Genomic DNA, 13,482 nt, shown 5'->3' on the forward strand with positions numbered 1-13,482 from the left:
TCGGCCTGCGCTAGCTGACTGTCGCGGCCTGCTGCTCGAACGCCTTCAGCGACAGGCTGGCGATCTCGCGCAGCTCCTCGCGCCCGGCGCCGGACGACGCCATCACGCCCATGCCCACGGTGACCGCCGAAAGATAGCGCGCCAGCGCGCAGGGGTCGGCGGTGGCGGTGAGATCGCCCTCGGCCTTGGCCTGTTCAAAGCGTTGCCGCAGCCGGTCCTCGGTTTCGGCGCGGCGCGACGCCAGCTCGAACGGCACGTTCTCCGAGCCGCTGCCGCAGGCGAGCCCGCCTTGCACCAGCAGGCAGCCCGGCGGATGCGAGGGGTCGGTCTGAACGTCGGCGATCCCCATCAACAGCTTTTCGGCCACCGCGCGGGCGGTCGGCGCTTGTAAAATTTCCGTCAGAAAGGCCGCCCGTTTGGCGGTGTAACGGTCCAGCGCGGCCCGCAACAGGCCTTCTTTGCTGCCGAACGCCGCATACAGGCTCGGCGGATTTATGCCCATGACGTCAGTGAGTTGCGCGATCGTCGCGCCCTCGTAACCGTGCCGCCAGAAGATCTCCATCGCTTCGTCCAACGCCTTGTCGGCGTTGAAGGCGCGGGGTCGACCCATCGCCATATTAGGGTACCTCGACTTTTCTTAGTGTCCGATACATAATCCTCTTGACGGCGGGCGTCCAGCTCTACATCTGTAGCGAGCACTACAGTTATGGAGCGCTACATGACGCCGTCCGCCACCGTCCCGCCATCGCATCGTATTCGCAGAACCATCGCAGGCCTGGCGATTGCCGGCGCCGCCATCCTCGGCGGCTCGGTGATCGCCGACCGCTATTTCCATGTTGAGCAGGCCACCGCGAGCTCACCGCCCCCTGAGCAAGCCGTCCCCGTGACGGTCGCGGTGGTGCAGCCTCGCCAGGCCACGCTGTGGGACGATTTCTCCGGGCGGCTCGAAGCGGTGAACCGCGTCGAGCTGCGACCGCGGGTCGCCGGCGCTATTCTGACGACGCATTTCACCGAGGGCGCGCTGGTCAAGGCCGGCGACGTGCTGTTCCAGATCGATCCGGCGCCCTATGCGGCCGAGGTCGACAAGGCGCAGGCCCAGCTCGAGGCGGCGAAAGCCCGCGCGCTGTTCGCCGCAGGCGAACTCGAGCGCGGCCGCCAGCTGGTCGGCAACAATATCGTGACCCGGCGCGACTTCGAGCAGCGCGACAATGCCAGCCGCGAAGCCATCGCCAATGTGGCCGCCGCCGAGGCGACGCTGCAATCGGCCAGGCTCAATCTGGATTACACCAGGGTCCGCGCGCCGGTCGCCGGCCGGGTCGGCAAGATCGAAGTCACCGTCGGCAACCTGGTCGCCGCCGGCACCTCGTCTCCGGTACTGACCTCGCTGGTCTCGGTCAATCCGATCTATGCCAGTTTCGACGCCGACGAGGACGTGGTGATCCGCGCGCTGAACTCGGTCGGCGGCGCCTCCGGCAAGCTCGACCGTATTCCGGTCGAGATGTCGACGTCGACTTCCGCCAGCGAGACCGCGAAGGGCCACATCCAGCTGATCGACAATCAGGTCAACGGCCAGAGCGGCACCATCCGGGTCCGCGCCGCGTTCGACAACGCCGACGGTCGATTGATCCCCGGCCAGTTCGCGCGGCTGCGGATGGGGCATCCGCAACAGCAGACGCTGGTGATGCTGGAGGAGCGCGCGATCGGCACCGACCAGGACAAGAAGTTCGTGATGGTGGTCGGCAACGACAACCGCGCGCTGTACCGCGCGATCACGCTCGGCGGCAATGTCGAGGGGCTGCGGATCGTCACCTCGGGCCTGCAGTCCGGCGATCGGGTGGTGGTCAACGGCCTGCAACGGGTGCGCCCCGGCGCGCTGGTGAAGACCGAAGTCGCCGACGCCGGCGGCTCGCAAGCCGCCGACAGCGCCCGCCATCTCGCGCAGCGCTGACAAAAACCTTCGTACCGGAGCCCGGCCATGAACTTGTCGAAATTTTTCATCGATCGTCCGATCTTCGCCGGCGTGTTGTCGGTGCTGATCTTCCTGGCCGGGCTGATCTCGCTGTTGTCGATGCCGATCTCGGAATATCCCGACGTGGTGCCGCCCTCGGTGGTGGTGCGCGCCACCTATCCGGGCGCCAACCCGAAAGTGATCGCCGAGACGGTGGCAACCCCGATCGAGGAGCAGATCAACGGCGTCGAAGGCATGCTCTATATGGCGAGCCAGGCCACCACCGACGGCGCGATGACGCTGACGGTGACCTTCCGGCTCGGCACCGACCCCGACAAGGCGCAGCAACTGGTGCAGAATCGCGTGGCGCAAGCCGAGCCGCGGCTGCCCGCGGTGGTGCGCCAGCTCGGCATCATCACCAAGAAGAGTTCGCCCGACCTCACTATGGTGGTGCATCTGTTGTCGCCGAACAACCGCTACGACATGACGTATTTGCGTAACTACGCGGTGCTCAACGTCAAGGATCGGCTGGCGCGGCTCGATGGCGTCGGCGACGTGCAGCTGTACGGCGCCGGCGACTATTCGATGCGGATCTGGGTCGATCCGCAGAAGGCGGCGGAGCACGCGCTGACCGCCAGCGACATCGTCAAGGCGATCCAGGCGCAGAACGTCGAAGCCGCCGCCGGCGTGGTCGGCGCCTCGCCGAGCGTCAAGGGGCTCGACCTGCAGCTCTCGGTCAACGCCGAGGGCCGGCTCTCCACCGAAGAGCAATTCCGCGACATCGTGGTCAAGAGCGGCGCGCACGGCGAGGTGACCCGGCTGCGCGACGTGGCGCGGATCGAACTCGGCGCCTCCGAATACGGCCTGCGCTCGCTGCTCGACAACAAGCAGGCGGTGGCGATTCCGATCTTCCAGGCGCCGGGCTCCAACGCGTTGCAGATTTCCGACAGCGTTCGCGCCACGATGGCCGAGATCCAAAAGACGATGCCGGAGGGCGTGGCGTACAAGATCGTCTATGACCCGACGCAATTCGTCCGCTTTTCCATCGAAGCCGTGATCCACACGCTGCTGGAAGCCATCGCGCTGGTGGTGGTGGTGGTGATCCTGTTCCTGCAGACTTGGCGGGCGTCGATCATCCCGCTGTTGGCGGTGCCGGTGTCGATCGTCGGCACCTTCGCGGTGATGCACATGTTCGGCTTTTCCATCAACGCGCTCAGCCTGTTCGGTCTGGTGCTGGCGATCGGCATCGTGGTCGACGACGCCATCGTGGTGGTGGAGAACGTCGAACGCAACATCGAGGCCGGCCGCTCGCCGCGCGACGCCACCTACCAGGCGATGAAGGAAGTCTCGGGGCCGATCATCGCCATCGCCTTGGTGCTGATCGCGGTATTCGTGCCGCTGGCTTTCATCAGCGGCCTCACCGGCCAATTCTACAAGCAGTTCGCGCTGACGATTGCGATCTCCACGGTGATCTCGGCGATCAATTCGCTGACGCTGTCGCCGGCGCTGGCGGCACTGTTGCTGAAGGGCCATAACGATCCGAAGGATCGGCTGACGCGGATTCTCGACCGCGCGCTCGGCTGGTTCTTCCGCGGCTTCAACCGCGCCTTCGCGCGCTCGGCGCACGGCTACAGCCGCGGCGTCGGCGGCGTGATCTCCGGCAAGGCGCTGGTGATCGGCGTCTATGTGGTGCTGGTGATCGCCACTGCCGGCCTGTTCAAGCTGGTGCCGAGCGGCTTCGTGCCCGGTCAGGACAAGCAGTACCTGGTCGGCTTTGCGCGGCTTCCCGACGGCGCCACGCTGGACCGCAGCGAAGCCGTCATTCGCCAGATGAGCGACATCGCGGCGACCCAGCCCGGCGTGGAAAGCTCGGTGGCATTCCCCGGACTGTCGATCAGCGGCTTCACCAACTCGTCCAACGCCGGCATCGTGTTCTCGACGCTGAAGCCGTTCGAGGAGCGCAAGGACGCCTCGCTCAGCGGCGGCGCGATCGCCATGGAGCTGAACAAGAAATACGCCGGCATCCAGGAGGCGTTCATCGCGATGTTTCCGCCGCCGCCGGTCAACGGCCTCGGCACCATCGGCGGCTTCAAGCTGCAGATCGAGGACCGCGCCGGGCTCGGCTACGACGCGCTCAACGAGGCCACCAAGGCGTTCCTGGCGGCGATGGCCAAGGCGCCGGAGATCGCCGGAACGTTCTCCAGCTTCCAGGTCAACGTGCCGCAATTGTTCGCCGACATCGACCGCACCAAGGCGTTGCAGCTCGGCGTGCCGGTGACCGAGGTGTTCAACACGCTGCAGATCTATCTCGGCTCCTACTACGTCAACGACTTCAACAAATTCGGCCGCACCTATTCGGTCTATGTGCAGGCCGACGCGCCGTTCCGGGCGCGGGCCGACGACATCCGCCAGCTCAAGGTGCGCTCGGCGTCGGGCGACATGGTGCCGCTGGCGGCGCTGTTGAAGATCCACCAGAGCGCCGGCCCGGAACGCGCGATCCGCTACAACGGGTTTCTGTCGTCGGACGTCAACGCCGCGGCGGCGCCGGGCTATTCCTCGGGCCAGGCGCAGGACGCCGCGACCCGGATCGCGGCTGAGACTCTGCCGCCGGGCTTCGCCTTCGAATGGACCGATCTGACCTATCAGCAGTTCATCGCCGGCAATTCCGGGCTGTGGGTGTTTCCTTTGGCGATCCTGTTGGTGTTCCTGGTGCTGGCCGCGTTGTACGAAAGCCTGACGCTGCCGTTGTCGATCATCATGATCGTGCCGATGGGGCTATTGGCGGCGATGTTCGGGGTCTGGCTGTCGAAGGGCGACAACAACGTGTTCACCCAGATCGGGCTGATCGTGCTGGTCGGACTGTCGGCGAAGAACGCCATTCTGATCGTCGAATTCGCCCGCGAACTGGAATTCGCCGGCCGCACCCCGATCAAGGCGGCGATCGAGGCCAGCCGGCTGCGGTTGCGCCCGATCCTGATGACCTCGATGGCGTTCATCATGGGCGTGCTGCCGCTGGTGCTGTCGACCGGCGCCGGCGCGGAAATGCGCCGCGCCATGGGGGTGGCGGTGTTCTCCGGCATGATCGGGGTGACGCTGTTCGGTCTGTTCCTGACCCCGGTGTTCTATGTGCTGCTGCGCACCGTCACCGGCTCGAAGCCGCTGACCCAGCACGGCAGCGGCGGAACGCTGGCGGCGGAGAGCGAGGCGGTCGAGCCCGCGACCGTCTAGAGCATTTGGATTAGGATTGATGCGGTTCAAGAGTCCCGGGCCGTCATTCCGGGGCACGAGCAGCTTCGCTGCGAGTGAGCCCGGAATCCATAACCACCGCAGGGGTTATGGATTCCGGACTTGCTCGTTCTTCGAACTCGCAATCCGGAATGACGACGACATTTTGGTTGGATGATTCAATCCTAACCGAAAATGCTCTAGCGTCTGGGCGCTGCGGTGGTTTCGATCGAGGGCAGTTGGTCGATGGCGATGCGCATCAGTTCCGGCAGCGTGCGGACGCCGAGCTTGTTCTTGATCAGCGCCACCGAGTTGGCCACCGTCTTGTAACTGACGTTGAGTTCTTCGGCGATCAAGCCATAGGGCTTGCCTTCGGCCAGGATGCTCAACAGCTCGAGTTCGCGCAGCGTCATGGTTTGCAGGCGGTGCTTCTGGCCGCGGGTTTCCATCAGCACGATGTCGGCCGCGAGCTCATCGCTGATGAAGGGGCGGCCGTCGCTGACCCGTTTGATCGCCTTCAACAGGTCTTCGGCGGCGGAATCCTTCAGCACATAGCCGGAGGCGCCAGCCTGCAACGCGCGGCTGACGATCACCGGGTCGCGATGCATGCTGAGCACCAGGATCGGAATCCGCCGGTTGACGACCCGCATCCTGCGAATGAACGACAGTCCGCTGAGCAGGCCGGTGTGCATCGTCAGATCGACGATGATGACGTCCGGGTCATGTTGCCGGTACAGCCGGAAACCGTCGACCATGCTGACCGCGGTCAGCACCTTGGTCGGTCCATTGGCCTCCAGGATCCGCGCGCAGCCCTGCAGCACGATCGGATGGTCGTCGATGATCAGCACTGTCGTCATCAGAGTCTCCGGTTTGCGGCGGTCGGGCGCGGCCACGACAGCGGCAGCGTTGCGGTGATGGTGACGCCGCAGGGCCAGTTCTGCGACAGCTCCCAGACCCCGCCCAGCGACTGCACCCGCTCGCGCATCACCGCGAGGCCGAAGCCCGGGGTCGCGGCCGCGGCGATGCCCTGGCCGTCGTCGCGCAGCACCAGCAGCAGGGCGGTCGGCGCCGCGTCCGCTGACGGGGCAACGTCGCTGAGTTCGACGTTGACGCAGCGCGCTTTGCCGTGCCGCAGCGCGTTGACGATGCCCTCCTGGATGCAGCGATAGATGGTGAGATCGACCACGTCGCCATAGCTGCGTGGCGCGATATTGAGGTCGTTCAAAAAGCGGACATCGCGGTAGCGGCGGGCAAAGTCCGCGACCAGGTCGCCGATCAACTCGCCGAGCGTCACCTTGCCGAGCGCGATCGGCTGCAGCCGCTTCATGATCTGCCGATTGAGCGCAGTCAGGCGCCCGGCGATGCTGGCGATTTCCGCCAATTGCCGACTGATTTCCGCCGCCTCGTCGTGGTGACCGCGCGAGATCCGCGCCTCGATCGCCGCGGCGGTGGTGGTGATGCCGAACAGGCAGGGGCCGGCCTCGTCGTGCAACTCGCTGGCGATCTGCCGCCGCTCGTCCTCCTGCACCGTGATCAGTTCGCGATACAGCCGACCGTTTTCCGCGCGGGCGGCGCTCAACGCCGAGGCCAGCCCGTTGAAGCTGCCGATGATGGCGTCGAATTCGGGCCCCCGCGGCGGATCGATCTGGACCTGATAGTTCCCCTTGCCGAGATCGGCCATGCCGCGCGACACCGTGACCAGGGGCTGCAGGATCCGCCCCAAGATGAAGTAGAAGGCCGCGATCATCACCGCGTTGGCGGCAAGCCAGACCACCCCCTGATGCTGGGCTTCCTGCCACACCTCCGCCAACTCGTCGGAGGCGTCGGAATTCAGGATCACCGTCCCGATCCGGCGGGCGCCGGCGGTGAGCGGAATTTCGCGGTGTTCGGCAACGTTTCCAGCGAGTGCCGCGAACCAGCGTGGCACCTCGCTCGCCGAGGGCTGCGGCTCGTCGATGCTGCGCTGCAGCGCGACGCTGTTGCCCTCGGCATCGAGCACGTTGACCTTGAGGTGGCGGATATGCCGTAGCTGCATCGCCAACGCGATCGGCAGGGTCTTGAGCAGTTGCTCGTCGGCGGCGAAATTCCGGTTGGTCTGGATGATGTACTGTTCGGCGAGCGCGGTCGGCGAGATGAACTCAGCCTCGATCCTATTTCGGATGCCGAATAGCGTGGCCGCGCCGCCGAGCACGGAAATCAAAGCGCTCAGCGCCACCAGCGCGACCAGAATCCGGGTGCGTACCGGCCGTTCGTACCATAACACCTGGGCGAGCCGCCGTGACCAAACGCGGAGGCCGATCTCGTGGACGCTGGATGTCACGCTGGCGGCCACTTGCATCAATCCCTGTGGTTCGAGGCTCTGAGCGCGGACAAGGCTTGCTGCTTGGATGGGGATCGAATCCGCAGCAGATAGTATTGCTGGCAACGCGCGCCGAAGCCTTCGGCGCGCCGTCCCGCCGGAGCGGCGAACGACAGGTCGCCGAGCAGCTCCAAGGCATTCTCTGCGATGCCTTGCTGCGCCAGCATCGCCTCGAGCTGCACCACGCGGTTGGCGATCATCCGCGGAGAATCGGCGAAGTTTCGCGCCGCATTGGCCAGGCTGTCGCGGATTTGCGCGACCGACGGCGCGGCGGCATTGGCCCTGCGTTGGTGCTCAAGAAGCCAATGTTCCGGCGTTACGCCATCGCTTTGCGCCAGCCAGCGCTGCGGCCCTGCCTCGGTGGCGCGCTCGTTGCTCTCCGGCGGCAGCTCCGGCGCGGTCTCATTGCTGCACCCGCTCGCCAGCACCTGGGCGACCACCGTGAGATGACGAAAACGCCTGGCATTGCGATCGCCGATGATCACCCTTGTCCTCCCTCCCAGGCGCCGTTCGTTGAACGTGCGTTAGCTTCAGGGGGCAGGCTACATCAAAAATATCCCTGGGTGCATGGAAATACTTCCCGGACGTTATTGGAAGTCGGACTAAAGACGCCGTGCGATGCTTGGCTCTATGGTCAATTCTGGCCATAGGCTGCACGGGATACCCCGGACGTCAGCAAGCTCCAGTTCCGCGGGGCGCGAGTCCGATGCTGGCGATAACAACAAGAGCAACAACAAGAGCAACGAGAGCTGGGAGTATCGACGAAACCACATCCTAAACAGACCACAGGAAGACGGCGCCCCAGCAGAGGGACATAACAAACGCCGCCTTGAATCCGGGAAACGACAAAGGGAGGCTGTTGATGAAACGCGCACGGTTTGCGTTGCTGCTTGCTGCGTCTGCGTTGACGCTGTCCGTTCCATCTGGGAACGCGGCGTTCGCCAATGACAAGCTGGTTGAATTGGCGAAAAGCAACCAGAATTGGGTGATGCCGGGGAAGAACTACAACTCCGACAATTTCAGCCCGATGACCCAGATCGACGACAAGAACGTCAAGCAATTGAAGGCGGCCTGGAGCTTCTCGACCGGCCTGCTGCACGGCCATGAAGGTGCGCCGTTGGTGGTCGACGGCGTGATGTACGTCCACACCTCGTTTCCCAACTATACGTTTGCACTCGACCTGAAGGACCCGGGCCACATCTTGTGGCAGCATAAGCCGAAGCAGGACCCCGCGGCGCGCTCGGTGGCGTGTTGCGATCTGGTCAATCGCGGCCTGGCCTATTGGCCGGGCGATGGCTCCACCCCGCCGCTGATCCTCAAGACCCAGCTCGACGGCAATGTGTTGGCGCTCAACGCCAAGACCGGCGACGAATTCTGGAAAGTGGAGAACTCCGACATCAAGGTCGGCTCGACGCTGACCATCGCGCCTTATGTGGTGAAGGATCTGGTGCTGATCGGATCGTCGGGCGCCGAGCTCGGCGTGCGCGGCTACGTCACCGCCTATGACGTCAAGACCGGCGCGCAGAAATGGCGCTATTACGCCACCGGGCCGGACGAGGACATCGGCCTGGCCGACGACTTCAACAAAGCCAATCCGCATTACGGCCAGAAGGGCCTCGGCACCGCGACCTGGGAAGGCGACGCCTGGAAGATCGGCGGCGGCACCAATTGGGGTTGGTACGCTTACGATCCCGGCACCGACCTGTTCTATTACGGCTCGGGCAACCCGGCGCCGTGGAACGAGACCATGCGGCCCGGCGACAACAAATGGACCATGACGATCTGGGGCCGCGACGCCGAAACCGGCAAGGCCAAGTTCGGCTACCAGAAGACCCCGCACGACGAGTGGGACTATGCCGGCGTCAACGTCATGATGCTGTCGGATCAGAAGGACAAGAACGGCAAAGCGCGCAAGCTGTTGACCCATCCGGATCGCAACGGCATCGTCTATACGCTCGACCGCGAGAACGGCGAGCTGGTCTCGGCCGATAAGATCGACGACACCGTGAACGTCTTCACCCAGGTCGATCTGAAGAGCGGCGTCCCGATCCGGGTGCCGGAGAAGGCCACAAGGATGGATCACGTCGCTCGCGACGTCTGCCCGTCGGCGATGGGCTATCACAATCAGGGCCACGACAGCTACGACCCGGATCGCCAGCTGTTTTTCATGGGCATCAACCACATCTGCATGGATTGGGAGCCGTTCATGCTGCCCTATCGGGCCGGCCAGTTCTTCGTCGGCGCCACCTTGTCGATGTATCCGGGGCCGAAGGGCGATCGCCAGAACTCGCTCGGGCTCGGCCAGATCAAGGCCTACAACGCCATCAGCGGCAAATACAAATGGGAGAAGATGGAGAAGTTCGCGGTCTGGGGTGGCACGCTCGCGACCAAGGGCAATCTGGTCTTCTACACCACGCTCGACGGCTTCCTGAAGGCGCGGCACGCCGACACCGGCGAGTTGCTGTGGAAGTTCAAGCTGCCGTCCGGCGGCATCGGCTATCCGATGACCTACGAGCACGACGGCGTGCAATACGTCGCGGTGATGTACGGCGTCGGCGGCTGGCCGGGCGTCGGCCTGGTGTTCGATCTGCAGGATCCGACCGCCGGTCTCGGCGCGGTCGGCGCGTTCAAGGAACTGCAGAACTACACCCAGATGGGCGGCGGCGTGATGGTGTTCTCGCTCGACGGCAAGGGCCCCTATGACGACGTCAAGGTCGGCGAGTTCGAGGCCAACTGATCCTGATTGAGCCGCGGCGGTCGGCTTCGACCGCCGCGGAACTCGCGGCCACGGCTCGCGACAGCGTCGATGAACTCAGAGAATTCAAAACTCAGAGAATTCAAAAAAGAAGACTGCTTCAGGGAAGGGACCGATCGATGGATCGATGTGGTGGACAAATCCGCGAAGGACGAACCACGCGCCGCGCGCAAGGCGTGGCTTGGCGGTGCGGCGCGCTGCTGGTCGCATTGGGGCTCGGCTTTGTGCCGGCCTTGGCCTCGGACGAAGACCCCTATGCGGACGACAAGACCGTACTGCGGGTCTGTGCGGCGTCGGAGGAGGAGCCGTATTCGGTCAAGGACGGCAGCGGCTTCGAAAACAAGGTCGCCGAAGCCTTGGCCGCCGCGATGGGCCGCAAGGCGGTGTTCAAATGGTACAACAAGCCGGCGATCTATCTGGTGCGCGATCAGCTGTCGCTGAAGCTGTGCGACGTCGTCGTCGGCCTGGATACCGGGGACCAGCGGGTGCTGACCAGCGCGCCGTATTATCGGGCGCCCTATGTCTTCATTCAGCGCAAGGATTCCAAGCTCTCGATCAAGGACTGGAACAGTCCGGATCTGGCCAAGGCCGACAAGATCGGCTTCGTGCCGGGATCGCCGGCGCAGACCATGATGGAGAAGATCGGGCTGTTCAACGTGCATTTCAACTACATGCATTCGCTGACCGACTTCCAGGATCGCCGCAACAAATACACCCGGATCTCGCCGCGCCGCGTGGTCGGCGAGGTGGCCAACGGCACCGCCAATGCCGCGGTGATGTTCGCGCCGGAAGTCGCGCGCTACGTCAAGGCCAATGCCGAGTTGGCGATGACGGTGATCCCCGACGACAATGTCGGCGCCGATGGCGCGAAGATCCCGCATCATTTCGACCAGTCGTTCGGCGTGCGCGAGGACGATCGCGAGCTGCGCGACGCCATCGACGCGGCGCTGCCCAAGGCGCGGCCGAAGATCGAGGCGATCTTGGCCGCGGAGGGCATTCCGCTGCTGCCGATGCCGAAGCCGCAGCCGCCACGGGGGCCGCGATCGTGAGCCGCCAGCGGATCCGGACAACCACAAGCATCAGAATTACGATTGGGGCCTCACTGAGCCAGGAGTTGCGATGAGAATGCCGTCATTCAACCGATCGATCGCGATCTCCGCCACCCTTGCGGTCGGCCTGCTGGCGCCGGTCGTGGCGTTGGGGCAGGAGGTGTTCCGCCACACCGTCACCGGCGAAGATCTGAAGATCATGGAGACCAGTCAGCCGAGCGGGCGCGATACCGAAGCGGTCCGCAACTTTCTCAACACCGGCGTCAATCCGTATACCGAGGTCAAGGAGCATCTGGCGAAAGGCGAGGAGACCTTTCTGTCGGCCTGCTCGGGCTGCCACGGTCATTTCGGCGAAGGCAAGATCGGTCCCGGTCTCAACGATTCCTATTGGACCTATCCGAAGAACAAGACCGACAAGGGCCTGTTCGAGACCATCTACGGCGGCGCGCAGGGCATGATGGGGCCGCATCACGATCTCGAACTCGACGAGATCCTGACGGTGATGGCCTGGGTCCGGCATCTCTACACCGGACCGGTCGACGAGGCGGATTGGCTGACTGCCGAGCAGAAGCGCACGTTCACGCGGTTCGCACAGAAGCACAAGGACGACGACACGGCCTGCTCCGGCCAGACATTCGAGCACGCCGATGCCGCAAATCACGACGTCAAACCGGAGAAAACAGCATGTTGAAGCCAACGGGTCTTGGTATTGCAGCCGCATTCCTCGTGGGATCGCTTTCCGCGAGCGGTGCGCTCGCCTATGACGGCACCAAATGCAAGGCGCCCGGCAATTGCTGGGAGCCGAAGCCGGGCTACCCGGAAAAGGTCGCCGGCTCGAAATACGATCCCAAGCACAATGTCGCGGAGCTCAACAAGCAGTCTGACTCCATCAAGGCGATGGAGCAGCGCAATGAATTGCGCGTCGCCAATTTCAAGAAGACCGGAAAATGGGTCTACGAGGTCAACAAACTGCCGAAATGACCGACCTGCAATGATCGGTTAGATCGCGACCAAATTATCAGCTCCCATGGGGGCGCGGTTCGCCCCCCTTTTTTATTGCCTGGGTCATCCGATGATCGCAAGACCAGCAAAGGCGTTCGGCATGGCTGGCGAGGAGCGGGTTGACGAGGACACCGTCGACCTTGCGGCATGGCGCGACGCCGCGCTGCAATTCGAAGCCGAACTCGGCAAGGCAATTCTCGGCCAGCGGCGCGTGATCCATCTTTTGACCGTGGCGATCTTCGCCCGCGGTCACGTGCTGTTGGAAGGCGATGTCGGCGTCGGCAAGACCACCTTGCTGCGAGCCGCGGCGCGTTGCCTCGGCGGCAGTTACCAACGCATCGAGGGCACCATCGATCTGATGCCGGCCGATTTGGTGTACTACACGTTTCTCGGCGAGGACGGCCGGCCGCGCGTCGAGCCGGGTCCGGTGCTGCGCAGCGGCGAAGATCTGGCGATCTTCTTCTTCAACGAGATCAACCGCGCCCGCCCGCAGGTGCATTCCTTGTTGTTGCGGCTGATGGCCGAGCGGACGCTGAGCGCCTTCAACCGCGACTATGCGTTTCCGCACCTGTTGGTGTTCGCCGACCGCAACCGGGTCGAGCGCGAGGAGACGTTCGAACTCCCCGCCGCCGCGCGCGACCGTTTCCTGATGGAGATCGCGATCGACACTCCGGCCGATGCCGAGGTCCGCCGCTGCCTGATGTTTGACACAAGATTTCACGACGCCGATCGGCTGGTTGGCGAGCTGCGCCAGACGGTACCCGATCACCGGGCGCTGGACGGCGTCGGCCGTTCGATCCAGCGTCGGGTCGGCGCCAGCGAGGCGTTGCAGCTCTATGCACTCAAGCTGTGGGATGCGGTGCGCTATCCGGGACGCCACGGCATCAAGCTCGCCGGGCTCGACAGCGAGCGTTTGGTCGAAGCAGGCGCGAGCCCGCGCGGCATGAGCTTTCTGCTCCGCGCCGCCCGCGTCGTGGCCTGGCTCGACGGCCGCGACATGGTGGTGCCGGAAGATCTGCGCGAGGTGTTCTTCGAGGTGATGGCGCACCGGATCTTTCTCGATCCGATCCACGAGATGCGCCGCGCGGAGATCATGCCGGCGCTGATCCGTCAATTGTTCGAGACGGTGCCGGCGCCGTAACGT

At 64.4% G+C, this 13,482-nt stretch carries 11 protein-coding genes; 7 read left to right on the plus strand and 4 right to left on the minus strand.

Annotated features, from left to right (window positions below; genetic code table 11):
* Positions 1-10: 10 nt before the first annotated feature.
* The gene (locus tag RPC_RS09530) at positions 11-616 is read right to left on the minus strand and encodes a TetR/AcrR family transcriptional regulator (protein WP_011472362.1); all 606 of its coding nucleotides are present in this window, start codon (positions 614-616) and stop codon (positions 11-13) included.
* Positions 617-718: 102 nt separating this feature from the next.
* Here RPC_RS09530 and RPC_RS09535 point away from each other — a divergent pair, with 102 nt between their 5' ends.
* Together RPC_RS09535 and RPC_RS09540 are read left to right on the plus strand one after the other, a co-directional pair.
* Complete coding sequence (locus RPC_RS09535; protein WP_011472363.1) at positions 719-1,948, plus strand: efflux RND transporter periplasmic adaptor subunit; 1,230 nt, start codon at positions 719-721, stop codon at positions 1,946-1,948.
* 27 nt (positions 1,949-1,975) lie between these two features.
* On the plus strand, positions 1,976-5,176 hold the full coding sequence (locus RPC_RS09540; RefSeq protein ID WP_011472364.1) for an efflux RND transporter permease subunit: 3,201 nt from the start codon (positions 1,976-1,978) through the stop codon (positions 5,174-5,176).
* A gap of 197 nt (positions 5,177-5,373) precedes the next feature.
* Here the strand turns inward: RPC_RS09540 and RPC_RS09545 are convergent, their stop codons facing one another.
* The 3 genes from RPC_RS09545 to RPC_RS09555 are packed head-to-tail and all read right to left on the minus strand — an operon-like array spanning position 5,374 to position 8,017.
* Positions 5,374-6,030: a response regulator transcription factor gene (locus RPC_RS09545; RefSeq protein ID WP_011472365.1), complete on the minus strand. Its 657-nt coding sequence runs from the start codon at positions 6,028-6,030 to the stop codon at positions 5,374-5,376.
* Positions 6,030-7,511, minus strand: coding sequence for a histidine kinase (locus tag RPC_RS09550; protein WP_011472366.1), 1,482 nt, complete (start codon positions 7,509-7,511; stop codon positions 6,030-6,032). The genes RPC_RS09545 and RPC_RS09550 overlap by 1 nt, the downstream gene beginning before the upstream one ends.
* Entirely contained in the window at positions 7,511-8,017 is a 507-nt protein-coding gene (locus tag RPC_RS09555; protein WP_011472367.1) for a hypothetical protein, read from the minus strand. The genes RPC_RS09550 and RPC_RS09555 overlap by 1 nt, the downstream gene beginning before the upstream one ends.
* Before the next feature lie 377 nt (positions 8,018-8,394).
* On the opposite strand from RPC_RS09555, the gene RPC_RS09560 reads away from it, so the two are divergent.
* The 5 genes from RPC_RS09560 (at position 8,395) to RPC_RS09580 (ending at position 13,479) form a co-directional block, all read left to right on the plus strand.
* Complete coding sequence (locus tag RPC_RS09560) at positions 8,395-10,269, plus strand: methanol/ethanol family PQQ-dependent dehydrogenase (RefSeq protein WP_011472368.1); 1,875 nt, start codon at positions 8,395-8,397, stop codon at positions 10,267-10,269.
* A gap of 137 nt (positions 10,270-10,406) precedes the next feature.
* On the plus strand, positions 10,407-11,336 hold the full coding sequence (gene moxJ / locus RPC_RS09565; protein WP_011472369.1) for a methanol oxidation system protein MoxJ: 930 nt from the start codon (positions 10,407-10,409) through the stop codon (positions 11,334-11,336).
* Positions 11,337-11,406: 70 nt separating this feature from the next.
* Positions 11,407-12,027 carry a cytochrome c(L), periplasmic gene (gene moxG, locus RPC_RS09570; RefSeq protein ID WP_011472370.1) on the plus strand — a complete coding sequence of 207 codons (621 nt, stop codon included), beginning with the start codon at positions 11,407-11,409 and terminating at the stop codon, positions 12,025-12,027.
* Positions 12,021-12,317 carry a methanol dehydrogenase [cytochrome c] subunit gene (locus RPC_RS09575; RefSeq protein ID WP_011472371.1) on the plus strand — a complete coding sequence of 99 codons (297 nt, stop codon included), beginning with the start codon at positions 12,021-12,023 and terminating at the stop codon, positions 12,315-12,317. The genes moxG and RPC_RS09575 overlap by 7 nt, the downstream gene beginning before the upstream one ends.
* 121 nt (positions 12,318-12,438) lie before the next feature.
* Positions 12,439-13,479 (plus strand): AAA family ATPase, encoded by a 1,041-nt coding sequence (locus RPC_RS09580; RefSeq protein WP_049766081.1) that lies wholly within the window; start codon positions 12,439-12,441, stop codon positions 13,477-13,479.
* Positions 13,480-13,482 lie beyond the last annotated feature (3 nt).

The sequence above is a fragment of the Rhodopseudomonas palustris BisB18 genome (assembly GCF_000013745.1).
In the GTDB taxonomy this organism is placed as follows: domain Bacteria; phylum Pseudomonadota; class Alphaproteobacteria; order Rhizobiales; family Xanthobacteraceae; genus Rhodopseudomonas_A; species Rhodopseudomonas_A palustris_F.

Coding starts and splice junctions, on each gene's coding strand:
- RPC_RS09530 (WP_011472362.1), bottom strand. CDS start 616: ATGGCGATGGGTCGACCCCGCGCCTTCAACGCCGACAAGGCGTTGGAC.
- RPC_RS09535 (WP_011472363.1), top strand. CDS start 719: ATGACGCCGTCCGCCACCGTCCCGCCATCGCATCGTATTCGCAGAACC.
- RPC_RS09540 (WP_011472364.1), top strand. CDS start 1,976: ATGAACTTGTCGAAATTTTTCATCGATCGTCCGATCTTCGCCGGCGTG.
- RPC_RS09545 (WP_011472365.1), bottom strand. CDS start 6,030: ATGACGACAGTGCTGATCATCGACGACCATCCGATCGTGCTGCAGGGC.
- RPC_RS09550 (WP_011472366.1), bottom strand. CDS start 7,511: ATGCAAGTGGCCGCCAGCGTGACATCCAGCGTCCACGAGATCGGCCTC.
- RPC_RS09560 (WP_011472368.1), top strand. CDS start 8,395: ATGAAACGCGCACGGTTTGCGTTGCTGCTTGCTGCGTCTGCGTTGACG.
- moxJ (WP_011472369.1), top strand. CDS start 10,407: ATGGATCGATGTGGTGGACAAATCCGCGAAGGACGAACCACGCGCCGC.
- moxG (WP_011472370.1), top strand. CDS start 11,407: ATGAGAATGCCGTCATTCAACCGATCGATCGCGATCTCCGCCACCCTT.
- RPC_RS09575 (WP_011472371.1), top strand. CDS start 12,021: ATGTTGAAGCCAACGGGTCTTGGTATTGCAGCCGCATTCCTCGTGGGA.
- RPC_RS09580 (WP_049766081.1), top strand. CDS start 12,439: ATGGCTGGCGAGGAGCGGGTTGACGAGGACACCGTCGACCTTGCGGCA.